Raw genomic sequence first — 26,023 nt, 5'->3', positions numbered from 1 at the left:
TCAATGAATTTACATGAGTATCAAGCCAAAGAGCTATTAAAAAGTTACGGCCTACCGATCCAAGAGGGTATCGTTGCTCACAGCGGTGACGAAGCTGCCGCTGCTTTTGATAAGACTCCAACAGACATCGCTGTTATCAAAGCGCAGGTTCATGCGGGTGGCCGTGGTAAAGCGGGCGGCGTCAAACTTGTCAAAACTCGCGAAGAAGCTAAGCAAGTTGCTGATGAGCTTATCGGTACTAACTTAGTCACTTTTCAGACTGACGCTGATGGCCAACCGGTCAATTTTGTCTTAGTCGCAGAAGATATGTATCCGGTACAGACTGAGCTATATTTAGGCGCAGTTGTCGATCGTTCTACCCGCCGTGTCACCTTTATGGCCTCAACCGAAGGCGGCGTTGACATCGAAGAAGTCGCTAATGAGACGCCAGAAAAAATCTTCAAAGTCACTGTAGATCCATTAGTCGGTCTCATGCCTTATCAAGCGCGTGATGTTGCGTTCCAGTTAGGTCTAGAAGGCAAACAAATCAATCAGTTCGTGAAAATCATGACTGGTGCTTATAATGCCTTTGTGGATAATGACTTTGCTTTACTCGAAGTTAACCCATTAGCGGTACGTGAAAATGGCGAGATCGTCTGTGTCGATGGCAAAATTGGTATCGATTCAAACGCGTTATTCCGTCTGCCAAAAATCGCCGCGCTACAAGACAAAACGCAAGAAAATGAGCGTGAGCTAAAAGCTGCAGAGTTTGACCTTAACTATGTTGCGCTAGAAGGTAACATCGGTTGTATGGTCAACGGTGCCGGCCTTGCTATGGCGACCATGGATATCATTAAGCTATACGGCGGCAAGCCTGCTAACTTCTTAGACGTTGGCGGCGGCGCAACTAAAGATCGCGTCGTTGAAGCGTTCAAGATTATTCTAGAAGACAGCAGTGTCGAGGGCGTACTCATTAACATCTTCGGCGGTATCGTGCGCTGTGACATGATTGCAGAAGCTATCATTGCCGCGGTAAAAGAAGTCGATGTACAAGTACCTGTCGTTGTGCGCTTAGAGGGTAACAATGCTGAGAAAGGTATCGAGCTGCTCGAGCAGTCCGATGTCAAAATCATCTCTGCTCAAGGCTTAGCGGGCGCTGCCCAAAAAATCGTCGATGCTGTTCAAGCCTAACTTATCATTAGTAGGTAAACAGTAGAGTTCATCAGTAATAGTCGCTGCTTGCTTGCCTATAGCGAGTAAGCCGCTATTACTAACAGCTATCAGACAAGCGAATACAAGGATAAAACAATGAGTGTATTAATTGATAAAGATACCAAAGTATTAGTACAAGGCTTCACCGGTAAAAACGGTACTTTCCATTCTGAGCAAGCGATCGAATATGGCACTAAAGTCGTTGGCGGCGTAACCCCAGGTAAAGGCGGACAAACGCATTTAGGTCTGCCAGTCTTTAACACGATGGCAGAAGCAATGGATGAAACACAAGCGGATGCGTCAGTCATTTATGTGCCTGCGCCATTTGTGCTAGATTCTATCGTTGAAGCGGTCGATGCCGGCGTTAAGCTGATTATCGTCATTACCGAAGGCGTACCGACGATCGATATGCTAAAAGCGAAGCGCTATATCGAAGAAGCTGGTGATGTACGTATGGTCGGTCCGAACTGCCCAGGTGTCATCACGCCAGGCGAGTGCAAAATCGGTATCATGCCAGGTCACATCCATCTGCCAGGTAAAGTCGGTATCATCTCCCGCTCAGGTACGCTAACTTATGAAGCGGTGGCGCAAACCACGAAGCTTGGCTTTGGTCAGTCAACCTGTATCGGTATCGGCGGTGACCCTATCCCAGGCATGAACCAGATCGATGCGCTAAAACTGTTTGAGGCCGATCCACAGACTGAAGCTATTGTACTTATCGGTGAAATCGGTGGTACCGCTGAGGAAGAAGCGGCCGCTTATATTAAAGACAACGTTACTAAGCCTGTTGTCGGCTATATCGCTGGCGTCACAGCACCTGCTGGTAAGCGCATGGGCCATGCTGGCGCAATCATCTCTGGCGGTCAAGGCACAGCTGAAGAGAAATTTAAGGCCTTTGAAGATGCAGGTATCGCTTACACGCGTGACCCATCAAAAATTGGTGATAAGCTAAAAGAAGTTACTGGCTGGTAAGTCAGGTATTCTCGATAGTAGATAAAGAGTTAAGAACCAACTACTAAAGCTATGTTGAGAAGTAAGAGAGACACCCCTATAATGGGGTGTTTTTTTATGTTTGAAAATTGCTATGAATAATAAAATATTAGTGACGGGTGGTGCTGGGTATATTGGTACTCATACCTGTATTGCTCTGCACCAGTCAGGACAGTTTGGTGAAGACCCAAGCGGTATTCCAAATAACCTGATGCCTTTTATCTCGCAAGTAGCTGTAGGTAGACGAGACAAGCTTAGTATCTTTGGTAATGACTATCCGACTATCGATGGTACAGGGGTGCGTGACTATATTCATGTTACTGATTTAGCACAAGGCCATGTCGCTGCACTTGATCATTTGCAGCAGCAGACTCATGCAGCAGGATTTTTGCCTATTAATTTGGGCACAGGCAGAGGTAGCTCAGTTCTGGAGTTGGTTAACGCTTTTAGTAAAGTAAATAAAATAGATATCCCTTATCAGTTTGCGGCGCGGCGTGCTGGTGACATTGCAAGCTGTTATGCTAGTGCTGATAAAGCGCAAGAGCTGCTAGGATGGCAAGCTAAGCTTTCCATTACTAATATGTGTGAAGATACTTGGCGCTGGCAAAGCATGAATCCTGACGGCTATAACACAAAATAGACGCGGTTATACTAGAGTAGCCAAGAAAAAATCGCTATATTGCCTTAAAACTAACTAAAAGCACTATTAATCTATGAAAAAAATAACCCATGCCGTTATTCCTGTCGCAGGCTTCGGCACTCGTATGCTACCACTGTCCAAGTCCGTACCTAAAGAGTTATTGCCTTTAGGAAATCGCCCGGCCATTCATTACGTCGTCGAGGAAGCTATCGCCGCCGGCATCAAGCATATCGTCCTTGTCGGTCATGCGCAAAAAAGCGCGATTGAAGACTATTTCGATATCAATGCCGAGCTTGATACGCAATTACGTCATAAAGGCAAAGACGAGCTGGCTGATAGTCTCAACTGGCTACCGGATGATGTCAGCGTGTCGATGATCCGCCAAGGTAGGGCTTTGGGCTTAGGTCATGCGGTATTAGCAGCGCGTCCCATTGTCGCTGACAATGACTTTGCAGTCTTACTGCCCGATGTCGTGCTTGATCCCTTTACTGGCGATATGGCTACTGACAACTTAGCCTTTATGTTGGCGGAATTTGCTAAAGATCAGCATTCACAGATACTCGTTGAGCAAGTCGCCGATAGCGACGTCCATAAATATGGCATTGCCAAACTTGTCGATAGCACTACTGAGATCAGTGACAGTACAGACAGTAATGCTAGCTTTGGGGTAGCGGGATTTGTCGAAAAGCCTGATTTAGCCAATGCGCCGTCGCGCCTAGCGGTAGTGGGTCGTTATGTGTTTAGTAATCAAATCTTTGACTATTTGGCCAACACCAAAGCTTCTGTCGGCGGCGAGATTCAGCTAACCGATGCTATCGATGCGCTGATTAGTGAGTCTGGTGTTAATGTCACCACCATGCGCGGTGATAGCTACGATGCTGGTGACATGCACTCTTATATGCAAGCTTTTATTTACTTTGCTGAGCAGCAGCTCGCATCTAAAGGGTAGCTGATGAACGATATGAGTGCCAATAACATTTATAGCAGTGCTCGCGACTCTGAGTATTGGCAGCAATTGCAAACGTTAGCGAAGCAGAAGTGGTCGATAGCGGAGCTGTTTGCAGAGGATAGCAGTCGAGCGCAGCGCTTTTGCGCGCAGGCAGGTAGCCTGTATATGGATTATAGCAAGCAATGTATCGATGAGTCGGTATTAGCAAGTTTGTTACATTTGACTGAGAGCTGTGAGCTAACAGCGCGTATCAAAGATTTGCTACAAGGCGCTATGGTCAATACTAGCGAAGAGCGTGCGGCACTACATACTGCGCTGCGATTGCCTGAGGGCGCAGAGTTAGTCGTCAATGAGCAGGACGTGGTCAGTGATGTGCATCACAGCTTACAGCAAGTTGAGCGTTTATCGGCGCGGATTCGTAATGGTACTTGGCGCGGGTTTTCGGGTAAAGCCATCACTGATGTGGTCAATATCGGCGTCGGTGGTTCAGACTTAGGCCCACTAATGGCAACGTCTGCGCTAGATGAGTGGGCTGATACAGATATTATCGTGCATTTCGTCTCTAATATGGATGGCTCACAGCTCGATAACTTGCTAAAACGTTTAGATGCTGAGACGACGCTATTTATCATCTCTTCTAAATCTTTTGGCACCGTTGATACGCTATCTAATGCACAAACGGCACTGTCTTGGCTATTGACGACAGCGGCTCTATATTCAGGCTCGCAAAATAGCGTGCTGCGCCGTCACTTCATCGGTATCTCCGCTAACAGCGCCAAGATGACGGCATGGGGCATTCATCCTGAGCATCAGCTGCAGCTTTGGGAGTGGGTCGGTGGTCGCTTTTCTTTATGGTCGGCGATTGGGCTGGCGATTGCCATTCGTATCGGTATGAGTCAGTTTCGTGAACTGCTCGCTGGCGCTCATAGTATGGATCAGCACTTTGCGACCGCGAACTTCAAAGACAATCTACCAGTGCTATTAGGCTTGCTTGCGGTTTGGAATAGTACCTTTTTACAGATACACGCGCATACCGTCTTGCCTTACGATGGTCGGCTTGAGTACTTGCCAAGCTACTTGACTCAGCTGGAGATGGAGAGTAACGGTAAGTCAGTGACACATGACGGTACTCATATCGACTATGATACTTGCCCGATTTTATGGGGCGAGATTGGCTCCAATGCCCAGCACGCGTTTTATCAACTGCTACATCAGGGCACTCAGCATGTCTCTTGCGACTTTATCGCTTGCGTGCGTCACTATAGTGATGAGGTGCAAAACAGCTCACTACAGCATCAGCATGAGTTGTCTTTATCTAACTGTTTGGCGCAGAGCCGAGTATTAGCCTTCGGTAACGCTGCTGTCGCTGCTGTCAGTACGACGGTTTGTACTACGGATAAATACAAGCATTATCGCGGCAATCAGCCTTCTACGACCTTGCTGCTCGATGAGCTGACCCCACATAGTTTAGGCGAGCTGATTGCTTTATATGAGCATAAGGTCTACGTGATGGCGAGTATATGGGACGTCAACCCTTTTGATCAGTGGGGGGTTGAGATGGGTAAGCAGATGGCCGAAACTGTCTATCAGGCAATGCAACAAGACAGCACCGCGCCTTTTGATAGCTCTACCAATCAGCTCCTTGCGCATATCAAGCAGTTATTTGAATAACGATGGCAAGACAAAGTATAGAAATGAGAGTCGACTTTGCGGCTGAGAAAACGATAATTAAGGGAATGCTATGAGCTCTGAGTCTGCTGTTAATAATGATCACGCATTGAACGACAAGTCATCTGAGGTCTGCGTGATCATCGGTCATAGTATCGAAGCCATTACTAGCGCGGTGGTGTTAGCGAGCCTAGATCATCAGGTGCACATTTATGCCGATTTAGACTTGTTAGCGCAGCAAGTTGAGCAGTATGGCTTTGAGCGGCATTTACAGGCACTATGGCAGCTATATGGACAGCAGCAGCAAATCGTTCAATGTGCATTACCGGCTAGCGCGGATAAACTTATTCAAAGTTATGAAGGCAAAGTTGGCCAATCGCCAGACGAACAAAAAGCGACGCCCTTATCAGTCAGTTGCTATTGGTTATTTTTGGAGAGTATCAAAAGCGTTTGGACAGATGATAACTGGGTAATAGCTTTTAATCATAGTCAGCAGCAGACGACGCCCGTTATTATGAGTGGTATCGAAAAGCTCGGTCATATCACTAAGTTAGCAGACAGCTTGCAGCGCGCTTGGGTCTATTATGTGCCGTTTGTGTTTTTGCAAGATGGTGAGGCTTACAGCTCAATGCTCAAACCCTCGCTGTGGCTGTTGGGCGAAAAAACGCCTGAGAGTAGTCATCAGCTAACTGTGCTGCAGCCGTTACTACAACATGCTCGCGCTTATCATCATGCTGATATTGCCACTATCGAGTTTGCGCGTAGCAGTATTATGGCGATGCTAGCGACGAGAGTGAGCTTTATGAATGAGCTATCACGCTTAGCGGACAGTCAACAAGTGGATATCGGTCAAGTCAGCCGTATTATGGGGTTAGACGCGCGGGTAGGCAGTAGCTATCTGCAGGCAGGCTGGGGCTTTGGCGGCCATACGCTACCGACTGAGCTTGACAAGCTGCAGCAATCATCGCAAGACAATAGCGTCAATATGCCTTTACTGCAGTCAGTACTGCACATCAATGATGACCAAAAAGAGCTGATTTTCCGCAAATTCTGGCAGCATTATGATGGTTTTATAGATAACAAAACCGTGATGATTTGGGGCGGTAGCTATAAGTCAGGCTCAGGGCGTACCACAGGCTCAGCTATCCATCCGCTACTGGCGCTACTATGGTCTTATAACATTAAAACCTTAGTCTATAGTGATAAAGCCAAAAGCTCGCTTGCCAAGGACTATGGGCAGCAGCCACTGCTACAACTGCTTGATAGTCCTTATGAGCAGCTCGCTTACGCGCAGGCGATTTTTATTATTAGCCTATCGCCGCAGCATCAGCTAGACATCGCGCAGCTCAACCAATTCGCTATGCCGATGTTTGATGCACAAAATGCTTTATCACGCCCGCAAATAAACGCGCTTGTCGGCGCTTATGCAGGTATTGGGCGTGCGAAATAAGGCCATAAAGCTATCCCAGTTGTAAATGAAGCATTTGATTGGCGTAGGCTGGGTTTTACTCCAGCCTACAAACTAGAAACACAGATTGTATGACTCTATCTTTTCGCATGAACGTTGCCTAATCCGTTATTAAGCCGGAACCGCTCCTTGCTGAGCTAGCCAGTCCTCAATCTCATTGATTTTGGCTTTCAGTAAGTCTTTATCGCCACGAGTCTCTATATTGAGCCGAATGAGCGGCTCAGTATTAGAAGCCCGCAAATTAAAACGCCAATCGCCAAAGTCAAGACTAAGCCCATCTAGAGTAGATTTACTGGGTTTTTCATCTGCAAATCTACTTTCTATATTCTCAATAATCGCCTGCGCATCCTGCGTGGTTAAGCGAAAATTCAGCTCGCCTGAGCTTGGATAAGCGCTGATGTAGCCGTTGACGAGTTCTGATAAGCTTTTACCCGTAATTGATAACAGCTCAATGGTCAACAGCCACGGAATCATACCGCTATCGCAATAAAAGAAATCGCGAAAATAATGGTGCGCCGACATCTCGCCGCCATAAACCGCTCCGGACTCACGCATGACTTGCTTGATAAAAGAGTGCCCTGACTTACTGATCACTGCCTTGCCACCGAGATCGTCAATCACCGCTTCGGTGTTATAAATAACGCGAGGATCATAAACGATGGACTCATTTGGGTACTTATTAAGAAAGGCCTGCGCGAGCATACCGACCACATAACTACCGTCGACAAACTCGCCGGTCTCATCGAATAAGAAGCAACGATCAAAATCACCGTCAAAGGCAATGCCTACATTAGCCTTATTGTCTAATACCGCTTGGCGAGTGGACTCTCTGTTGGCTAAGATCATTGGATTAGGAATACCATTAGGGAAGCTGCCGTCAGGCTTGTGGTGCAGTTTGATGATCTCAATAGGCGCGTCAGCTTGCACGAGTTTATCAATCAGTAAATCAACGACGGGACCGGCGCTACCATTACCTGAATTAATCACTATTTTTAACGGCTTGAGCTTGTCGATATCGATAAAGCCAATCACGTGATCGATGTAAGCGCTTTTATCCGTTAGTATTGCCAATTCGCCTTTTTGCTTGATCGCAGCAAAGTCACCCGACTCAGCCAAGGCTTGAATCTCAGCTAAGCCATCGTCCGCACTTATGGGTTTTGAGTGCTCTTTAACCAGCTTTAGACCATTGTAGTTAATTGGATTATGACTCGCGGTGACTTCGATACCGCCTAACGCTTGGTAATGGCTAGTAGCAAAATACACCTCTTCGGTGCCGGTCATTCCTAAATCGATAATATCAACACCGGCATCCAATATACCGGCGATAGTCGCTTGTTTTAAGGCTTCGCTGGAGTCGCGGATGTCGCAGCCTATGACCACTGCTTTTTTCAACGTTTCTAACTCAGCGTCATCATCAATACGCTGCGATAAAATTTGCGCGAAGGCGCGACCAATGCGGTAGGCTATGTCTTCATCGAGAGTCACGCCAAGCTCGCCGCGAATATCGTAGGCTTTAAACGAGCCGATAGTGATGGGATCGAAGGTAGTCGTAGGCTGGTAGCTGGTAGTATTGACAGTAGACATAAAACAGATATTCCTAGGCTTAAAAGTGAAAAGCATTGTTATTCTTCAATAAGCATTCAATGGTACACTAACTTGTAAGCGGCTTTAAGTAATTAGTGTTAAACGATAAAAATAAGAGTGACTATGGTTATGACTATCGATGATAATAATTCACAAGTTAATGAATATCAGACTAAAACCTTACCACCGCAGCCGGTAAAAGACACACCCACTGCCACCGGTGAATTAGGCGATTTACTGGCTTTAATGGCACGGCTGCGGCGCGATTGTCCTTGGGATAAAAAGCAAACCAATCACAGCCTGATCCCTTATGCGATAGAGGAAGCGTACGAGCTTGGCGCGGCGGTGCAGACTGATGACGATGAGGATATCAAAGGCGAGCTTGGCGATGTGTTATTGCAAGTGATTTTTCACTGTCAGCTTTATGCGGAGCAAGGGCGTTTTGATATGAGTGACGTGATTACCACTTTGCAACAGAAGTTAATTCGTCGTCATCCGCATGTGTTTGAAGCGGAGAGTCTTAAAGACGAGGCTGCGGTAAAAGCGCGCTGGGATGAGATAAAGGCGGAGGAGCGGCGAGTCGACGAAGCGCGGGGCAAACCGCGTCGGCGTTTGGATGCGACGAAGGCAGGTAGTGCGCTGATGCAAGCGCAGTCAGTACAAAGCCAAGCGTCAAAGTTAGGCTTTGATTGGGAAGGAGTGGCAGGCGCGTTTGAAAAGCTAGAAGAAGAGATCGATGAATTAAAAACTGAAATTACCGGCAAGTCCAAGGCTGAGATAAAAGCCAATAGTAGTGATATTGAAAAAGAGCTTGGTGATTGTGTCTTTGCCTTAGTCAATGTTGCGCGTAAGCTCAATCTTGATGCAGAAGCGGCGACTTTAACTTGCGTTCATAAATTTAAGTCGCGCTTTGGTTATATCGAAGATCAGCTGCAAGCTTGTGGTAAAAGCTTGGAAGAGAGCGATATCGATGAGATGGATGCACTTTGGGAGTCCGCCAAACAACATGAACGCGCTTTATAAGCTTATCAACTATCGAGGTGTGCAAAACCATAATAAACGCTCACGCCTTGAGTCAAGTGCTATTTTGTCTGTTTTAATCCTATGCTTTATGATAATTAAGGTGCAAGCAGCGGTTTGTTATGCAGATCCAAAGCAGGCTTATGAGTATCTATTAGCGCAAGAGAATTATGAGACGCAAGCGCGTGAGCAGGCCGTAGTCGATATCAATAGTGCTAGCGAGGGCGAGCTGGTAACGCTTGACGGTATTGGTAGCAGTAAAGCGCAAGCCATTATTCTCTATCGTGAGATGTTTGGCCCGTTTACAAGCGTTGATGAGCTAGAGAAAGTAAAAGGTATCGGCGCTAAAACCATAGCAAACAACCGAGCGCGCATGCGGGTGCAGCATTAGGCGTTAAATCATTTTTTAATTCGGCAGTTCAGTCAAAAGCGTTACGCCTTGAGCACTTGCCAAAATCTCTGCCAAAAACTAGCTATATTAATAAAGTAGCTCTGTTATTTGCTATCGGTTATAAGTTTTTTAGCAAATCGGCTGTAAGTAAATGTCATAATACAACAATCAAGCCTAAAATTTGTTAAACTAACCGATGTGTTTGCCTGATAAACGCTGTGTTTATCGGGAACGACAGAATACCGGCGAGGAGTAGATGCATGGCCGAGCGTGCCGCCAAGCAGTTAGAACTGAATAAATCTGAATTACCCAATTCCATTACCGAAGTTATTGCCACTTTATCGCGAGCTGGGTTTGATGCCTATATTGTCGGCGGCGGGGTGCGTGATACTTTATTAGGGCTTGCGCCCAAAGATTTTGATGCGGTTACCGATGCCAAGCCGTACGAGATAAAAGATGTCTTTGGTAAGCGCTGCCGCATTATCGGTCGCCGCTTTCAGCTAGCGCATGTTTATTCGGGCCGTGAGCTCATTGAGGTGGCCACTTTTCGTGGCCCGCCCAATAATAAAGCAAGCACCAATCAAGACGGTATGATTTTGCGTGACAATGTTTGGGGCGATATCAAGCAAGATTTTGCCCGTCGCGATTTTTCAATGAATGCGCTGTATTATCAACCGCTAAAAGGCGTAGTCCATGATTTTTGCGGTGCGCTTGAAGATATTGACAATAAAATCATTCGCTTGTTAGGTCACGCGCCTATTCGCATCGAAGAAGATCCTGTGCGCTTGCTACGGGCGCTACGTTTTAAGGCCAAATTAGGCTTTGAGTTTGACAAAGAGCTCTCCGAGCAGTTCCACGAAAGTAATTGGGCACTGCTTGAGCAAATCTCGCCGCACCGTCTCTATGACGAGACGCAAAAGATGTTTACTGGCGGCTATCTGGTACCGCTATTGCCGCTTTTATTCGAATATGGTGCTATCGATAACCTGTTTATCTATCCGCCTGCAGAGCCAAGTCCATTAGTACAACAAGTCGCTATCAACACTGATAAGCGTATTGCTGCTGGTAAGAGTATCAACCCTGCCTTCTTCTACGCCGCTTTATTGTGGGAGAATTACCTGCATCAGCTAGAAAAAGCCAAAAACCGTAATATGCCTTTTGGCGATGCGCAGCTACATGCCGCAGGTAAAGTGATCGATCGTCAGCGCATCAAGACTGCCATTCCGAAGTTCGCTGAACAATTTATCCGTGATATTTGGATTTTGCAGCCGAAGCTTGCGGCGCCGCGTAACAAGCAGATTGAACAATTGGCTGAGCATCCGCGCTTTCGTGCGGGTTTCGACTTTTTATTATTGCGTGAGCAGTGCGGCGATAGCGAGCATCCGTTATCCGAGTCTACCAATGGCATGGGTGAGTGGTGGCAGACTTATCAAACCTTGTCCGAGAGAGACAAGCAGCAAGCCATCGCTGATTTTGATGAAAATATCCGCCGCGGCGCTTACAAAAAAGGTCAACGTGGACGCAGGCGTAATCGTCAAAAGCAAAACGATACTACCCAAGCGACTGCTCACAGCAATCCAGACCAAGTCAAAGTCAGTCGAAGTCATAATAATCAATCGGCAAATGATACTGCCAATGTACCTTCGCGTCGTCGCCGCCGCAATAGTGATAAAACGGGCACTCAGAATAATGCTCAGCAAGGCGCTAGCCCTGAGCAGCTGCAACAAGATAGTCAAGAGCTTGAACAATTGCAGCAATTGTCATTAGCCGCGACTAAAAAGTCGCATAAAAAGCCTGCCGCGCCAAAGCCGTTATTTGTAATTGAAGACGAAAGAGTTGTGCCACCGCTAAACAAACAGTTGGCTGGCCAAAATAGTAGCGATAATGCTGATAAAGATAGAGTCAATCATAACAGCACGAATAGCAATGCTAACGCTAGCAAGGCGGTGAAATCTGGCGGCCGTAAAGTCTCTGCCAAAAATAAAGCCGCTGCAGACAATCAAGAAAGCGCTCAATCAGCAGCTGACAAGACACCAGCTCAGCCTTCAAAATCTAAGCAATCAGGAGCTAAGCAATCAGAAGCTAAGCAGTTAGAAGCTTCAGCCACTATGTCAGTACCGCAAACGCCAAAGTCGGTAGCGAGTGCTAAAAGTAGCGAGCCTGTCCCTAGCAAGCGTCGCCGTAAGCCGTTAAATTTATCTGAACCTGCAGCAAATAACAGTACAGATAAAGCGCTGCAAGACGGCGAAGCTTCTAAGAGCGGCAAAGCTGCTAAAAAAGACACTGCTGCCAAAGCCGAGAAGAAAGCCCTAGCTACTAAATCCGCTACTCAAGCCGCCGCTAAGTCTAGTCATCCTAAAGCTAATACTACGCCAGCGACAGCAGCAACTCATAAAGGCGCGGTACCAGCCAAACGCCGACGCCGTCAGCCTAGCACTAAAAATAGTAGCAAAAACAGTACCGATAATGCTTGATAGTGATAAGCTGAGTGAAGAGGCGTATGAGTAACCATTGGACCACTTGTTATTTAGGCTTAGGCAGTAACTTAGCTAATGAGCTTGGCTCGCCCATTGAGCATTTACAGCAAGCGCTGCTCAGCTTAGAGCAGCATCAGGACATACGTGAGCTGCGAGTGTCTTCTTACTATGCGTCAGCGCCAATGGGCCCGCAAGATCAGCCCGACTTTATTAATGCTGTGGTGGAAATAGAGACGACTTTAGCGCCTCTAGCGCTGCTTGCTTTGTGTCAGCAGCTAGAGAAGCAAGCGCAGCGCGAGCGTGTGCGCCGTTGGGGCGAGCGTAGTTTGGACGTTGATATTTTGCTTTATGGTCAGCAGCAAATTGATGAGCCAGCGTTGATAGTGCCGCATGCAGGGCTGCATGAGCGCAACTTTATGTTAGTGCCGCTACGCGAGCTAGCGCCTGAGCTTACGATTAAGGGTCAGCCCCTCTCAGCTCATCCATTGAGTGCAGACTGGAGCGGCCTTAAGCTTATTGAATAAGTGCAAAAAGCTACGCTAAAAGTCACCGCTCGCTCCTATCTTTATTAGCTATTCAAAATACTTTTATTTAAGTCATTGAGGGTCATATGACGACTTTATCTACGCTAAAAAAGTTCAAAAAAGACGGTACTAAGTTCACTTGCCTGACTTGCTATGACGCCATGTTTGCGCGGATGATGGAGAAGGCTGAGATTGATACTATCTTGGTTGGTGATAGTTTAGGTATGGTGGTGCAAGGTCATGAGTCGACTTTGCCAGTTACTGTAAACGATATGGCATACCATACCGCGAATATCGCCCGTAGTAATAAACAAGCGCTGATCTTAGCGGACCTGCCTTTTATGAGCTATGCGCTTGAAGCTGAGGCTATCGCTAATAGCCGTCAGCTGATGCAGGCAGGCGCGCATGTCATCAAGATAGAAGGCGGACGTGAGCTGAGTCGTTTGGTCGCGACTTTAGCGCAAGCCGGTACGCCAACTTGTGTACATTTAGGCTTAACGCCGCAGTCGGTCAATGTCTTTGGCGGTTACAAGATTCAGGGTCGCAGCGATGAAGCGGCAGACAAATTATTAGCGGACGCCAAAGCAGTGGTAGAAGCGGGCGCGGCGCTATTGGTACTAGAGTGCGTACCTGCAGAGCTTGCTAAGACAGTGACTGAGGCAGTCGCGGTACCTGTCATCGGCATTGGTGCTGGCGCAGATACCGACGGTCAAGTGTTAGTGATGCATGACATGCTGGGCATGGTGCATGGGCGCGCGCCAAGATTTATTCATGATTTCTTAACTGATGAGCGCAACACGGAACGTAGCATCGAAGGCGCGTTTGCGCTGTACCAGCAGTCGGTACGTGAAGGCAGCTTTCCGCAGGCGCAGCATCAGTTTGATTAATATTATCCGATACCAAAAGAAGACCCTGTGATGCCTATCATTTATCATCATATTGCAAGCTTGCAAGACACCTTAAATCCTCTGCGTAGTCAGCAGCGTATTGCCTTAGTACCGACGATGGGTAATTTGCATGCTGGACACTTACAACTGGTCAAAATGGCTAAACAACACGCTGATATCGTGGTGGTCAGTATTTTTGTCAACCCAACTCAGTTTGGTATTGGTGAGGATTTTGATAGCTATCCGCGCACTCTTGAAGCTGATGTGGCCAAGCTTGCAAGCGTAGACGCCGATTATGTGTTTGCGCCTAGTATTGATGAGATGTATCCGCAATTGCCACCGCCTACCAAGGTTACGGCAGGTAATATAGCCATGCAGTTGTGCGGTGAATCGCGGCCGACGCATTTTGATGGCGTAGGTATTGTCGTCGCAAAACTGTTCAATATTGTGCAGCCTGATGTGGCATTTTTTGGTCAAAAGGACTATCAGCAACTAGCGATTATTAAGCAGTTAGTCAGAGATTTGAGTTATCAGATAAAGATTATCGGCGCGCCTATCGTACGAGCAGAAGACGGCTTAGCGTTATCTTCGCGCAACCAATATTTAACTGCTGCTGAGCGACAAACCGCACCTGTGTTACATGAAGTCCTAGAAGATTTGGCTGAGCAATTAGCGCAAAAAATAGCAGCAGATAGTTTTGATGAGTCCGTACTGCAATCGTTATTGACAAAGGCGGCTCAGCGTATCACACAAGCTGGGTTTGAGATAGACTATCTACAAGTAAAAACGACTGATCTACAAGCTATCGATTTTGAAGCGTTTAAGCTCAAAGAAAATCAGCAAGACTTGATTATTCTAGTTGCAGCTACCTTAGGGCAGGCAAGGCTACTGGATAATCAATTGGTACTACTAAACCGCCCATTGGTCAAATAGTCATATTATCGTCAAATAAATAGCGTAGGATAGATACAGTGAGCTCAGTCATTTAGAGCGCAGTAACGGTATTTATCAATCAGCTTATGGATTAAGGTAATAGCATGGAAGTGGACAAGCTCGGCGCAAATGCTCAAACGCCATCGCCTAACAGCGATAAGCTCAGCGTGCTTATTATCTCTGGACGCTCAGGCTCAGGCAAGACCTCAGTGCTCAATGCTTTGGAAGATTTGGGCTATTACTCTATTGATAACTTACCGTTATCTTTAGTGCCTGAAGCGGCGCATAAGCTTGTCAACGAAAGTAACATCAAGCGGGTGGCACTGGGTGTCGATATTCGCTCACCGCGAGCTGACTTGTCGAACTTTGCAGCGATCCACCAGCAGCTACATAATCGCTATGGCGAGGCAAAAGTACAAGTAATCTATGTCACCGCGCAAGAAGATATCTTGGTTGCTCGCTTCAATGCCACGCGCCGTGTACATCCGCTAATGTCGCAAGATGCTGATGGAATCGAAAACACTAGATATAACTTACCCGCCGCGATAAAAAGAGAAGTTGAATTATTACAGCCCATCGCTAGCCGCGCCGATATCACTATCGATACTAGCAAGCTCAATATCCATCAGCTCAAAGAGCGCCTGCGTGATCAAGTTGGAGCAGAAAACAAAATCGTCATTAATTTACTATCGTTCGGCTTTAAATACGGCACGCCTATCGACGCTGACTTCGTCTTTGACGTGAGAATCTTACCTAACCCGCACTGGAATGCCGATCTACGTAGCGCGACTGGCTTAGATAGTGAGGTTGCCACGTTTTTTGCGGATTATCCAGAGGTCAGTGAAATGAGCGAGGATATTGCTCACTTTCTTACGCGTTGGCTGCCCAATTTTTTGCATAATAATCGCCATACCGTAACCGTCGCTATCGGCTGCACAGGCGGCAAGCATCGCTCGGTTTTTATCACTGAAAAGCTACAGCGTCATTTGACCCAGCACCTACCAAAAGAGCTAACCGTAGTCGCTAAGCACCGTGAAAAAAGTCGCTGGTAGTCGCTTATTTTAGTCGCTACTTTATATCTTTTATTCCCATTATCTTTAGAGAGCTTTTATGATTGATTGGTCAGAACAAGACATGCGCGTTTCGCGTACCGAACTCAAAAAATCTCACGAGCGGCTACAAGCGTTATCGATACCCTTAGCCAATTTATCAAAAAAGCAATTAAAAGCCTTGCCAGCCAGTGATTATTTTATGGCGGAATTGATGGCTTTAGCTGATATTACTAGTGCTAATGCGCGTAACCGTCAGACTAAGCGGGTCGGTAAACTCATCAGCGAAGAGAACCGTCACGAGCTTGTCAAAGCGCTGTTTGAGGCATTTTTTCCGAATGAGCAAGTCGCTAAGATAGAAAGCTGGCGCGGCAGGCTCAATATCAATGATGAGAGCACGCTTAAGCAATTCATTAAGCAATACACGGCCTCTGAGCGTAATAGCCTATATCAGCTATTATTGTGGGTTGAGTACGCCAAACATATGCAAGACGATGAGCTGATGGAAGAGTCTGAGCAAGATCTGGCCAGTTATATTCGCGAGGTTGCTATTTTGTCGCAGCTCAAATAATACTGCTCAAACAAAAACAGGTTGTAGCAATAAAAAGGTCAGCTTAGCGCTGGCTTTTTTTGCATTGGTGTTTTGGTAAAAAAATGCGTAAGTAAGATAAATATTTAGGTAGGATAGATATTATAGACACTATAGATGTCCAATAAAGCAGATAATGGCTTGATAAGGTTGTTGTTTTTCATCTTGTAATCTAGTCGGCAGCTCCCCATAAATAATAGTAATTCAAACCCTTCGAGAGTTTTAGTGGTTATGGTTAAAGTTCTAAAATCGAATACTGACAGCGATACTAGTAGTGAAGTCAAAAGTGCTACTAGTAAAGGGGCTAGTGCGAATGACAGTATGAGTGCAAACGATAATATGGGTGCAGACAACAGTAAAAATACTGTTGAAGTAGAGAGTAAAGACGATAGAAAAGCTCGTTTAAAGCACCTAATCAAGCGCTTACCTAACTTGCCAGGCGTCTATAAAATGCTGGGTAAAAATGGTGATATTCTCTACGTGGGTAAGGCCAAATCATTAAAAAGCCGCGTTAATAGCTACTTTGCTAAGACTATCGACCATCCAAAAACTCGGGCTTTAGTTGCGCGTATTCATAATATCGAAACCATCATTACTCGTAGTGAGACCGAAGCGCTGCTACTCGAACAAAACCTCATTAAAGAATACCGTTCCCCTTATAACGTGCTGCTGCGCGATGATAAGTCTTATCTGTATGTGTTTATCTCTGCTGATAAACCCTATCCGCGTTTGGCTTATGGGCGCGGCAAAGGCAACCATCAAAAAGGCCGTTTTTTTGGGCCTTTTCCTTCAGCGCATGCAGCAAAAGAGACGCTCGTGCTGATGCAAAAGATGTTTCAAATGCGTCAATGCACTAATACCTTTTTTAAGCAGCGCAAACGCCCTTGCTTGGAGTATCAGATCAAGCGTTGCCGTGCGCCTTGCGTGGGACTGGTGTCGCCAGAAGAGTACCTCGAGGATGTCAATAATACGATTCGTTTCTTAAAAGGCGACTCTAGCGATATCCATAGTGCTTTGATCGAAAAAATGGAAGGCGCTGCCGAAGCGTTGGACTTCGAAAAAGCGGTGTTTTATCGCGACCAGCTATCGATGCTGCGCGAAGTGCAAGCGCGGCAAGCGGTCTATACCGTGCAAGGTGAGGCCGATGTCATCGCCATCTCTAGCCAAGCTGGCATGACAACAGTGAATGTGCTGACGGTCCGCGGTGGGCGCGTGCTCGGTGGCAAGAACTACTTCCCTGATGTCGATAGCAGCGAGCCTATCGCTGATAATTTATCCGCTTTTATTACCTCGTTTTATTTTCAGGTGACTGACGACTTACCAAGCGAGATTATCTTAAGCCACAAACTACCCGATCAACAAGCCATCAGCGAGGCGCTAACGACTCATTTCGGTAGTAAAGTCACCATCAAGACTAACGTGCGCGAACACCGCGCTGAATGGTTAGATTTGGCCACTCTTAATGCCAGCAATGCGCTAAAGACTAAGCTTGGTGATTATCTTGAGCTGCATGCGCGCTTCAATGCTCTAAAAGATGTGCTCGCTGATGTCACCGATAGAGCCATCGATCGCATTGAGTGTTTCGATATCTCGCACACTATGGGCGAGGCGACTATCGGTAGCTGCGTGGTCTTCGATCAGGGCGGGGCGCGGCGGCGCGACTATCGTCAATATGCTATTCACGATATTGTCGGCGGCGATGACTATGCGGCGATGCAGCAAGTATTGACCCGCCGTTATAAAAAGCAGCCGTTGCCGGATTTACTACTGATTGACGGCGGTAAAGGGCAGATGAGTATCGCTAAAGAAGTGCTGACAGAACTTGGAATCTTAGGGGATACTTTGCTCATTGGCGTAGCCAAAGGCGAGGGACGTAAAGCAGGGCTCGAGGTGCTACATTTCTTAGACCATGAGCCGCTTGATCTACCTATGGACAGTAAAGCGCTGCATCTACTGATGCATATCCGTGATGAGGCGCACCGTTTTGCCATCACCGCGCACCGTAAAAAGCGTGATAAGCGTCGCTCTTCTTCAGTGTTAGAAGTGATACCTGGACTGGGCGAAAAGCGTCGCCGTGATCTGCTCAATCACTTTGGCGGTATGCAGCAACTATTGGGTGCATCGCAGCAGGAGCTGGCAGGCGTTAACGGCATTGGACCTGTACTTGCCAAGACGATTTATAAGGTGTTGCATGAGTAGAGTTTGCAACCACTCGCTATTTTATAGCTATATTAGGGCGTGTTGAACATTCGACCATGGCACTGACAGAGACTATTTTTTAGGCGATTTGCAGATAAAAATGGTAAGTTTAGTCGTTCTAAGCGTCTATTTTTATCAATAAAGCGGCAAAAAATAGTCCTGTCCCTATTGTTGTCGTGAGGGCTGATGCTAAAATCGCCCTAGTCGTTGCGACTGTTTAAATAAAATCAGCTAACCAATGCAATAAGCATTACCTGCAATTTTCACTTAGACTAGAACTATTTTAGCGATCAGCAGTGCGCATTTGTGAATGTTCAACACGCCCTAGGTTTTAAATGGCATTGGTTTAAGCTAGGCTTTAAATAGCCTAGCTTTTTTATGGGCTAGAATTTAGCTAGCTGTAGGCTGGGTTTTTGACCCAGCATTTTTTTAACAAATGATAAACTAACCTTGTCTTCTATAACTCACAAACTGAAAGTCCAAACCACTTTTTTCATCATGCTGAGTGTCGGAGGTTTCTGCGGCGATAAAATCGCTTGGCAGCTCCGGGAAAAATGCATCACCATCGCTGATTTCAGTATCGACATGGGTCAGCTCGATGCGATCGGTGTACATAATCGCATCTTTAAACACTTTTTCGCCGCCGATCACCCAGATTGTATCTAAATGCGCGCCATGAGCGAGGCTAGCCGCTTGCGTCAAGGCGTCATCTAAATTATGCACCACATAAGCATCATCACGATCAGTGAGGTTCTTTTGTTCAGCATAATCAAGCTGAGTGCTGATGATAAAGCTGACTCGCTTAGGAAGCGGCTTACTGCCCATCGACTCATAGGTTTTGCGGCCCATAATGACGATACCTTGAATGCTATCTGCATCGCCATCGTTTTGCTTAGTGGTCATAGCCTTAAAATGCTGTAGATCCGCTGAGATATGCCAGGGTAGCTCATTGTCTTTACCGATACAGCGGTTGCTACTAATCGCTGCGATTTGGGCCACTTCAGTATGCGCGTAACTCATCACTTATCCCTTTTATTATTTATCAGTTTTCTAGTTTTCTAGTTTTCTAGTTTTACAGTTATTTTCAATTTTACAGTTTAGTCGCTTAAACTGCGACTTTCGCCTTGATAGCCGGATGCGACTCGTAACCATTAACGCTGATGTCTTCAAAAGTAAAAGCAAAGATATCTTTAACTTTTGGATTCAATGACAAGGTCGGCAGCTGATAAAGATCCCGCGTCAACTGTAATTCAACTTGCTCGCGGTGGTTTTGGTAAATATGACAATCGCCGCCCGTCCAGATAAATTCGCCCACTTCTAAATCACACACTTGCGCGATCATATGCGTTAATAGCGCATAACTGGCGATGTTAAAAGGCACACCCAGGAATATTATAACCCCTAATTTATGCACAAGACGCCTAATAATATAGCCTTAACAACTATAATAGCATTGTGCACTTTTAATTCTGCACAATACGACTTATACGTACAAGGTTATTATACCTGATTTTAAAATATCGCTGTTAATAGAAGGTCTTATTTATTTCTTTTAGTTTTACCAAAGCATATAAAACATGATTGCTCTAACACTAAAACTCACCCTAAAGCCCGATCAACCAACGCATCGGTAAGCTGAACTTGCGTCTCTTGGGACTGCTTTAGCTTCTCTTTTAGCTGATCGCAAATAGCCATTAGTTCATCGACTTTAGCAACAATGCGATGTTGTTCTGCAAGAGGTGGTGTTGGTAATAAGATTGAACGACTTTTTGTGACTGAAATATTGTCCTGACCAGCTGTTCCTATAAGCGCAATTTTATCAAGAAACATACCTGAAACTAAGTAGGTATAGATAAATTTATTTAGATTCGAAATGAATGGTCTAAACATCACAATGGCCTGATTGCAGTTCCATTCTGGATAGGTATCGGGAATGATAGCTATCTTTCCAAGAGGTGGACCCACGATATTCATTATCACATCTCCTGGGCAAAGCTGAGAGCGCTTCAAACTTGAAGAGTGATAACCTTCCTCAATAAATTGTGGTTGGTATTCAAAATCTATTTTTTGGTTTCTTATATTATAAACCTTCAAGTATGGGATACCTGTATCATCTATAAATGAACTCTTAGGTGGCGTTGATCCAGAAGTTATACCATCGCATATATCATCTAATCGACACCATTCCCAACCTAAGGGCAAATCAAATAATCTTTCTTCATCTTCAATAGGTGGTAATGCTTTACGTGGTTTAATCTTCTTCTCTTGAATCAACTGCTCTTTCTCTTCCGCAATCTTTTCTAACAATACTGAAGCAGGTTCGTCATCTGAACTCTGTGAAACTAGCTTACCCATCACTGCCAATTGCAAAACGGTTTGCTTTAGAGCGTCAATGCTTTGCTCGGTCGTAAATAGGCTATCGAAATGCTCGGCAATTCTTGCCCAATTTTGTGCTAGCTCATCAGCGTCCGCACTATCTGTCAACGTGGATAATAATACTTCTACAAGCGTCGCGTGAGCGTCGATACTGGCTTCGGTTTGCTGCTCTAGCTGATCACATAGCAGCATCAGCTCATCGACTTTAGCGACGATGCGGCGTTGTTCTGCTAATGGAGGATATGGAAATGGTTCTTTCCTTAATGTATCAACTGAAACCATATTCTTTTGGGCGGTCCCCTTTAGATCAGACAATGTATCTGTACGCATAAAAAAGGCAGGGAATAAGATTTTAAAATATTCATTTATAAGTGCATTATTATTCAAAGCTATTTTAAGTAAAGCTTGGTTAATGACTCCTCTCTCCATATTTGGTGGGGCTATTGCGACTTTACCAACAGTACCAGAGCAACTAATAATCAAGTCATAAGGCTTAACTTCAAATGCTTTCAGCTCATTAAACTTTGTCTCATCAATATAATATTCTCCACGTGAAAAATCATCGTTTATTGCATGCTGCTGCTCATATACTTTATAGCCAGAATTAACAAAATATGCTTTTTTTAAAGCACTCCCAAAAGGTCCTCTCTTAATTGCATAGTCATCGTGGGCTATCACTTGAGGCATAAATGCCCACGTCCATCCCTGTGGTAAAGTATTCTGCTCAACTCCAGCTTCTTCCAATGACGGCAATGCTTTTTGCTTTTTTATCTTTTTATCTTTGACTAACTGAGATTTTTCTACCGCAATACGTTCAAGTAAAACCGCAGCGGGCTCATCCGTAGGATCTTGTGGAATTAACTTTCCATATACAGCTAACTCCAAGATCAGTTCACGTAATTTAGTAATACCATACAGCTCATACTTTTTACTGCTGCCACGTCCACTAGTCGACTTAGCTAGTATAGCGCTGGTCCAGATATCGATATGTTCAGTGATTAGCTGCTCTGGCTTGCTTATGTCTTTACTCATCTCTAAGCTCGTCTTTACATTCATAGCTACTTGCCCTCTGTCGTGTTAGCAGACAGCGCAGCGCCCAGCACGTCTTTTAATTGGCTGCGTAACGTATCGATGCTCTGTTGCTGTTTAGTATAGTCAGCCAGTAGCTTATTAGGATCATAATCAATGACTTCACCTTGGTAGGGGTTGGAGATATCGAGGTTATAGTTACGCTCGATGACTTCATCAATGCTGACCTTCCAAGCCTGATTGTTTTCGATACGACTGGTAAAACCATCAGATTCATCACCCCACCAATCAATCTCTGTTTGAAACTCTTCGAACTTCATTGGTTTGGTTTTGCTATAGTTTTTGACGCCTTCAGGATAAGGATGCTCATAAAACCAAATATCTTTGGTTGGCTGACCTTTGGTAAAGAAGAGAATATTGGTTTTAATGCTTGTATAAGGGTTAAACACACCATTTGGCAGGCGCACGATGGTATGCAGATTACATTCTTCGGTTAGCATTTTCTTTAGCTTGGTTTTTACCCCTTCACCAAACAAGGTGCCATCAGGCAATACGACGGCAGCGCGACCTTTATCTTTCAAGACCTCAATGATTAATTGTAAAAACAAATCTGCCGTTTCACGCGTTTGGAACTCAGCAGGGAAATCCTTTTCGATACCGTGCTCTTCAGTGCCACCAAAAGGTGGGTTGGTTACGATGACATCAATATCACTGTCCCAGCTCGACAGCGGCTTATTTAGGGTATTATCGTGGCGTATCTGTACGGGTACTTCGATACCATGCAGCATCATATTGGTCGTACAGAGCAAATGTGGCAATTGTTTCTTTTCAAACCCTAAAATCTGCTGCTGTAGTACTTGGTGATCTTCAGCAGTTTCAACATAATTGTTTTTGACATGATCGAACGCACAGGCCAAAAACCCACCTGTACCACAAGCTGGATCCATGACGCGCTCACCGAGCTTTGGATCCACACGATCAACGATGAAGCGTGTCACGGCACGAGGGGTATAAAACTCACCTGCATTGCCCGCACTCTGTAAATCACGCAGTAGCTGCTCATAAATATCACCAAACAGATGACGCTCATCTGAGCGGTTAAAGTCCACTTCGTTGAGCTTGTTTATTACTTGGCGTAGCAACGTGCCGTTCTTCATATAGTTGTAGGCATCGCTCAAACCCTGACGCACGACAAAGCCACGCGGATTGGTATCTACTGGCGCTGTCAGGTTTTTTAGCTCAACGAATATTTCATCGTTGACGAACTCTAGTAGCTCCTCACCAGTGATACCTTCAGGATCAGCTGCCCAATTACGCCAGAGATACTTCTCAGGAATGGGCGTTTTATAGTTTTCTTGTTCGAACTCAAGCGCTTCTTCTTGGGCATCAAATATCTTGAGAAACAATAACCATGACAATTGGCTTAGACGTTGGGCATCACCATCGACACCAGCATCTTGGCGCATGATATCTTGAATAGACTTGATAACCGAACTGATTGACATGTGGTTTCTCTTTTTAATAAACGATAGGAATAAAACAAGCCTCAATAAGAGGCTTAGATATGTAGATCGTAGCTAATTCTTTCTAGTTGCTTAAGCTTGCTTAGGCGGTGGTGTCCAATATATTTCATCTTCGAGATCACTAATGGCTTGCTGATAGTCTTTTTTGCTACCAAAGCCTTCTCTGACAATTTCCATCGGACTACCTAACTGATCAAGTGGTTTTACTTTGAGCACATTTAGGCTTTCGATCTCTTCTACACCAGCATCAGCATATTTATCAAGCAAGGCGTTCAGTACTTTTTGAGCAGTATCTGAGTACTTGGTAAAGTAATTGCGCTTTTTGACTTCATTCGCACGTTCACGTCGGGTCAAGGGCGGTTGGTCATAAACCACATGACAAATCAGATCGAAAGGATCCATATCCGAGCCGATCTCTTCTTGCAATGCTTCCCAAATAATACCAGCGTTTGCCAGCTCATCAATAATGGTTTGTTTACGCTCAGTAGCGTTCCAACGCTTTATAAACTCATCCAAACTAGCAAACTGCTTGCTGAAGGTTTTGCGAGTATAGTCCTGAAAGGATTCGGTGACCAGTTTACCATCAGTATCATAGTACTGGATACGCTGAGCCATTACTTTTACAGATACGCCTTTCACATGGTATTTTTTAGCAGGCTCACTAACACCTATGTCATCACCCATACCAGCCCCTAAATCAAAGCCCCTATCATCACTCTGGGTTGTATAAGCTGGGTCGGTGCCATTGACAATATCTAGATCTGCGTCTGACTCACCATCTACCACTTCATCAAGCTCGTCGCTGCCTTCATTAATCTGCGATGGCGTCACAGTCATGATACGTTCAGGAACACCATCAAAGCGTTCATCTGCAAATAGCTCAGTCGCTTTTTTGAAGTCGAGAATCGTAAACCAAAGCTTACCGTATTTATCATTGATACGGGTGCCACGACCGATAATTTGCTTAAACTTGGTCATCGATTTGATATTTTGATCTAGCACGATTAGCTTACAGGTTTGGGCATCGACACCTGTAGTCATCAGCTCTGAAGTCGTCGCTATCACTGGATAGGGCTTTTTGGGGTTGATGAAATTATCAAGCTGAGCCTTACCCAACTCATCATCACCCGTGATTTTCATAACATACTTTTCGTTCTTTTTGACCTGCTCTGGATTGCAATTAATCAGCGCACGACGCATTCGCTCCGCATGATCAATGTCATTACAGAACACAATGGTTTTGGCCATTGGATCAGTGCGCTCAAGGTAGCTTGTAATGGTCTGAGCCACCAATTCCGTACGCTCATCAATTACTAAAGTGCGATCAAAGTCTTTTTGATTATAGATACGATCCTCAATCAACTCACCATGCTTATCTATCTGTCCTTTCGTTGGACGCCAGCCTTGCATATCAATATCGATATCAACCCGAACCACTTTATAGGGCGCTAAAAATCCATCTTCGATACCTTGCTTTAAGGTATAAGTATAAAGAGGGTCGCCAAAGTAATAAGAATTAGATACCTCTTCAGTCTCTTTAGGGGTCGCTGTCAAACCGACCTGCGTAGCGCTATTAAAGTATTCCAATATCTCACGCCAAGCACTGTTTTCAGCAGCGCTGCCTCTGTGGCACTCGTCAATGACAATTAGGTCAAAGAAGTCTGGTGCAACCTGTTTAAAGGCTTTCTGATGCTCTTCTGGGCCTGTTAACGCTTGATATAAGCCAAGATGAATCTCAAAGGCAGGATCAACCGTACGACCTTCTATTTTGGTCATCGCAGTGCCAAAAGGCTGAAAGTCATTAACGCGAGTTTGATCGACTAAAATATTGCGGTCAGCTAAAAACAAAATGCGCTTTTTTTCTCTCGCTTTCCACAGACGCCAAATGATTTGAAAGGCAGTGTAGGTTTTGCCCGTTCCTGTTGCCATCACGAGCAGGATACGATTCTGTCCGCAAGCAATGGCCTCTATGGTCTTATTGATGGCTTGTAGCTGATAGTAGCGTGGTGACTTACCACTGCCATCATCATGATAGTCTTGAGTGATGATAGGCAACTGAGCTTGCGTATAGCCTTTCCACTGACAATACTTATCCCATAGCTCAGCTGGTGTTGGGAAGTCTGATAGTGAAATCTCTGTTTCGAGGATAGTGCTATTGGTTTTATCATGAAAAATAAAGCCATCACCATTAGATGAAAATACAAACGGTACTTCGAGCAGCCCAGCATAATCAAGCGCTTGCTGCATACCTTTACCAATAGAGTGTTTATTAGCTTTGGCCTCGATAACAGCAAGCGGCAGATTAGGCTTGTGATATAAAACAATGTCAGCAGACTTGACTGTTTTACGTACTGCCATTTGACCGCGAACGATAACCTTACCATCACGAAGCTTAACCTCTTCACGAATTTGGGTCATGTCATCCCAGCCTGAACCGATAACGGCAGGTAGAATGAACTTACTGATAATGTCCGCTTCGGATAATTCTAATTTGTTGATACCAGCCATGGCAGTACGTTTCCTATATAGCTAGCGT

Annotated in this window: 20 protein-coding genes and 1 pseudogene; 15 read left to right on the top strand and 6 right to left on the bottom strand. The window is 45.4% G+C overall.

What is annotated here, in order from left to right:
* Positions 1 to 3 precede the first annotated feature (3 nt).
* The 6 genes and pseudogenes from sucC to AAEY83_RS02295 all read left to right on the top strand — a co-directional run bounded on the left by sucC (position 4) and on the right by AAEY83_RS02295 (position 6,888).
* Positions 4 to 1,170: an ADP-forming succinate--CoA ligase subunit beta gene (gene sucC, locus AAEY83_RS02320; RefSeq protein ID WP_025646142.1), complete on the top strand. Its 1,167-nt coding sequence runs from the start codon at positions 4 to 6 to the stop codon at positions 1,168 to 1,170.
* A 117-nt stretch (positions 1,171 to 1,287) separates the two neighbouring features.
* Positions 1,288 to 2,163 (top strand): succinate--CoA ligase subunit alpha, encoded by an 876-nt coding sequence (gene sucD / locus AAEY83_RS02315; RefSeq protein ID WP_025646140.1) that lies wholly within the window; start codon positions 1,288 to 1,290, stop codon positions 2,161 to 2,163.
* 169 nt (positions 2,164 to 2,332) lie between these two features.
* Positions 2,333 to 2,821, top strand: a pseudogene (locus AAEY83_RS02310) (GDP-mannose 4,6-dehydratase); the annotation flags it as partial.
* Positions 2,822 to 2,894: 73 nt separating this feature from the next.
* A complete protein-coding gene (locus AAEY83_RS02305) occupies positions 2,895 to 3,770 on the top strand; it encodes a UTP--glucose-1-phosphate uridylyltransferase (RefSeq protein ID WP_025646136.1) in 876 nt (291 codons plus the stop codon).
* Between the two features lie 3 nt (positions 3,771 to 3,773).
* Complete coding sequence (pgi, locus tag AAEY83_RS02300; protein WP_025646135.1) at positions 3,774 to 5,441, top strand: glucose-6-phosphate isomerase; 1,668 nt, start codon at positions 3,774 to 3,776, stop codon at positions 5,439 to 5,441.
* A gap of 70 nt (positions 5,442 to 5,511) precedes the next feature.
* Positions 5,512 to 6,888: a UDP-glucose/GDP-mannose dehydrogenase family protein gene (locus AAEY83_RS02295; RefSeq protein WP_025646134.1), complete on the top strand. Its 1,377-nt coding sequence runs from the start codon at positions 5,512 to 5,514 to the stop codon at positions 6,886 to 6,888.
* A gap of 129 nt (positions 6,889 to 7,017) precedes the next feature.
* Here AAEY83_RS02295 and AAEY83_RS02290 read toward each other — a convergent pair whose 3' ends face one another.
* The gene (locus AAEY83_RS02290; RefSeq protein ID WP_025646133.1) at positions 7,018 to 8,490 is read right to left on the bottom strand and encodes a phosphohexomutase domain-containing protein; all 1,473 of its coding nucleotides are present in this window, start codon (positions 8,488 to 8,490) and stop codon (positions 7,018 to 7,020) included.
* A gap of 123 nt (positions 8,491 to 8,613) precedes the next feature.
* Between AAEY83_RS02290 and mazG the strand changes: the two genes are divergently transcribed.
* The 9 genes from mazG to uvrC all read left to right on the top strand — a co-directional run bounded on the left by mazG (position 8,614) and on the right by uvrC (position 18,559).
* On the top strand, positions 8,614 to 9,513 hold the full coding sequence (gene mazG / locus AAEY83_RS02285) for a nucleoside triphosphate pyrophosphohydrolase (protein ID WP_025646132.1): 900 nt from the start codon (positions 8,614 to 8,616) through the stop codon (positions 9,511 to 9,513).
* Complete coding sequence (locus AAEY83_RS02280; protein ID WP_025646131.1) at positions 9,497 to 9,901, top strand: ComEA family DNA-binding protein; 405 nt, start codon at positions 9,497 to 9,499, stop codon at positions 9,899 to 9,901. The genes mazG and AAEY83_RS02280 overlap by 17 nt, the downstream gene beginning before the upstream one ends.
* 260 nt (positions 9,902 to 10,161) lie before the next feature.
* Complete coding sequence (gene pcnB / locus AAEY83_RS02275) at positions 10,162 to 12,375, top strand: polynucleotide adenylyltransferase PcnB (protein WP_025646130.1); 2,214 nt, start codon at positions 10,162 to 10,164, stop codon at positions 12,373 to 12,375.
* Between the two features lie 26 nt (positions 12,376 to 12,401).
* Positions 12,402 to 12,902 carry a 2-amino-4-hydroxy-6-hydroxymethyldihydropteridine diphosphokinase gene (gene folK / locus AAEY83_RS02270; protein ID WP_025646129.1) on the top strand — a complete coding sequence of 167 codons (501 nt, stop codon included), beginning with the start codon at positions 12,402 to 12,404 and terminating at the stop codon, positions 12,900 to 12,902.
* An 86-nt stretch (positions 12,903 to 12,988) separates the two neighbouring features.
* On the top strand, positions 12,989 to 13,789 hold the full coding sequence (panB, locus tag AAEY83_RS02265; protein WP_025646128.1) for a 3-methyl-2-oxobutanoate hydroxymethyltransferase: 801 nt from the start codon (positions 12,989 to 12,991) through the stop codon (positions 13,787 to 13,789).
* A 30-nt stretch (positions 13,790 to 13,819) separates the two neighbouring features.
* Positions 13,820 to 14,722: a pantoate--beta-alanine ligase gene (gene panC / locus AAEY83_RS02260; protein ID WP_025646127.1), complete on the top strand. Its 903-nt coding sequence runs from the start codon at positions 13,820 to 13,822 to the stop codon at positions 14,720 to 14,722.
* Positions 14,723 to 14,826: 104 nt separating this feature from the next.
* Positions 14,827 to 15,774 (top strand): RNase adapter RapZ, encoded by a 948-nt coding sequence (rapZ, locus tag AAEY83_RS02255; RefSeq protein WP_025646125.1) that lies wholly within the window; start codon positions 14,827 to 14,829, stop codon positions 15,772 to 15,774.
* Positions 15,775 to 15,832: 58 nt separating this feature from the next.
* Complete coding sequence (yjgA, locus tag AAEY83_RS02250) at positions 15,833 to 16,342, top strand: ribosome biogenesis factor YjgA (protein WP_025646123.1); 510 nt, start codon at positions 15,833 to 15,835, stop codon at positions 16,340 to 16,342.
* Positions 16,343 to 16,699: 357 nt separating this feature from the next.
* Positions 16,700 to 18,559, top strand: a complete 1,860-nt coding sequence (uvrC, locus tag AAEY83_RS02245) for an excinuclease ABC subunit UvrC (protein ID WP_037059316.1) — start codon at positions 16,700 to 16,702, stop codon at positions 18,557 to 18,559.
* Between the two features lie 444 nt (positions 18,560 to 19,003).
* On the opposite strand, the gene AAEY83_RS02240 is transcribed toward uvrC, so the two are convergent.
* The 5 genes from AAEY83_RS02240 to hsdR form a co-directional block, all read right to left on the bottom strand.
* Positions 19,004 to 19,579 (bottom strand): dihydrofolate reductase, encoded by a 576-nt coding sequence (locus AAEY83_RS02240; RefSeq protein WP_025646119.1) that lies wholly within the window; start codon positions 19,577 to 19,579, stop codon positions 19,004 to 19,006.
* Between the two features lie 85 nt (positions 19,580 to 19,664).
* Positions 19,665 to 19,973 (bottom strand): thymidylate synthase, encoded by a 309-nt coding sequence (gene thyA / locus AAEY83_RS02235; protein WP_084212637.1) that lies wholly within the window; start codon positions 19,971 to 19,973, stop codon positions 19,665 to 19,667.
* A 185-nt stretch (positions 19,974 to 20,158) separates the two neighbouring features.
* Positions 20,159 to 21,991, bottom strand: a complete 1,833-nt coding sequence (locus AAEY83_RS02230; RefSeq protein WP_198013332.1) for a restriction endonuclease subunit S — start codon at positions 21,989 to 21,991, stop codon at positions 20,159 to 20,161.
* A gap of 2 nt (positions 21,992 to 21,993) precedes the next feature.
* Complete coding sequence (locus AAEY83_RS02225) at positions 21,994 to 23,469, bottom strand: N-6 DNA methylase (RefSeq protein ID WP_025646116.1); 1,476 nt, start codon at positions 23,467 to 23,469, stop codon at positions 21,994 to 21,996.
* A 90-nt stretch (positions 23,470 to 23,559) separates the two neighbouring features.
* Positions 23,560 to 25,986, bottom strand: coding sequence for an EcoAI/FtnUII family type I restriction enzme subunit R (hsdR, locus tag AAEY83_RS02220; protein WP_198013334.1), 2,427 nt, complete (start codon positions 25,984 to 25,986; stop codon positions 23,560 to 23,562).
* Positions 25,987 to 26,023 lie beyond the last annotated feature (37 nt).

Origin of the sequence: Psychrobacter sp. TB20-MNA-CIBAN-0197, from assembly GCF_040309765.1 — a bacterium.
In the GTDB taxonomy this organism is placed as follows: Bacteria; Pseudomonadota; Gammaproteobacteria; order Pseudomonadales; family Moraxellaceae; genus Psychrobacter; species Psychrobacter submarinus.
This window is presented reverse-complemented; position numbering and strand designations above follow the sequence as displayed.

Bases quoted from the DNA above. Each gene is read 5' to 3' on its own strand.
- sucC (WP_025646142.1), top strand. From the start codon at position 4: ATGAATTTACATGAGTATCAAGCCAAAGAGCTATTAAAAAGTTACGGC.
- sucD (WP_025646140.1), top strand. From the start codon at position 1,288: ATGAGTGTATTAATTGATAAAGATACCAAAGTATTAGTACAAGGCTTC.
- AAEY83_RS02305 (WP_025646136.1), top strand. From the start codon at position 2,895: ATGAAAAAAATAACCCATGCCGTTATTCCTGTCGCAGGCTTCGGCACT.
- pgi (WP_025646135.1), top strand. From the start codon at position 3,774: ATGAACGATATGAGTGCCAATAACATTTATAGCAGTGCTCGCGACTCT.
- AAEY83_RS02295 (WP_025646134.1), top strand. From the start codon at position 5,512: ATGAGCTCTGAGTCTGCTGTTAATAATGATCACGCATTGAACGACAAG.
- AAEY83_RS02290 (WP_025646133.1), bottom strand. From the start codon at position 8,490: ATGTCTACTGTCAATACTACCAGCTACCAGCCTACGACTACCTTCGAT.
- mazG (WP_025646132.1), top strand. From the start codon at position 8,614: ATGGTTATGACTATCGATGATAATAATTCACAAGTTAATGAATATCAG.
- AAEY83_RS02280 (WP_025646131.1), top strand. From the start codon at position 9,497: ATGAACGCGCTTTATAAGCTTATCAACTATCGAGGTGTGCAAAACCAT.
- pcnB (WP_025646130.1), top strand. From the start codon at position 10,162: ATGGCCGAGCGTGCCGCCAAGCAGTTAGAACTGAATAAATCTGAATTA.
- folK (WP_025646129.1), top strand. From the start codon at position 12,402: ATGAGTAACCATTGGACCACTTGTTATTTAGGCTTAGGCAGTAACTTA.
- panB (WP_025646128.1), top strand. From the start codon at position 12,989: ATGACGACTTTATCTACGCTAAAAAAGTTCAAAAAAGACGGTACTAAG.
- panC (WP_025646127.1), top strand. From the start codon at position 13,820: ATGCCTATCATTTATCATCATATTGCAAGCTTGCAAGACACCTTAAAT.
- rapZ (WP_025646125.1), top strand. From the start codon at position 14,827: ATGGAAGTGGACAAGCTCGGCGCAAATGCTCAAACGCCATCGCCTAAC.
- yjgA (WP_025646123.1), top strand. From the start codon at position 15,833: ATGATTGATTGGTCAGAACAAGACATGCGCGTTTCGCGTACCGAACTC.
- uvrC (WP_037059316.1), top strand. From the start codon at position 16,700: ATGGGTGCAGACAACAGTAAAAATACTGTTGAAGTAGAGAGTAAAGAC.
- AAEY83_RS02240 (WP_025646119.1), bottom strand. From the start codon at position 19,579: ATGAGTTACGCGCATACTGAAGTGGCCCAAATCGCAGCGATTAGTAGC.
- AAEY83_RS02230 (WP_198013332.1), bottom strand. From the start codon at position 21,991: ATGAATGTAAAGACGAGCTTAGAGATGAGTAAAGACATAAGCAAGCCA.
- AAEY83_RS02225 (WP_025646116.1), bottom strand. From the start codon at position 23,469: ATGTCAATCAGTTCGGTTATCAAGTCTATTCAAGATATCATGCGCCAA.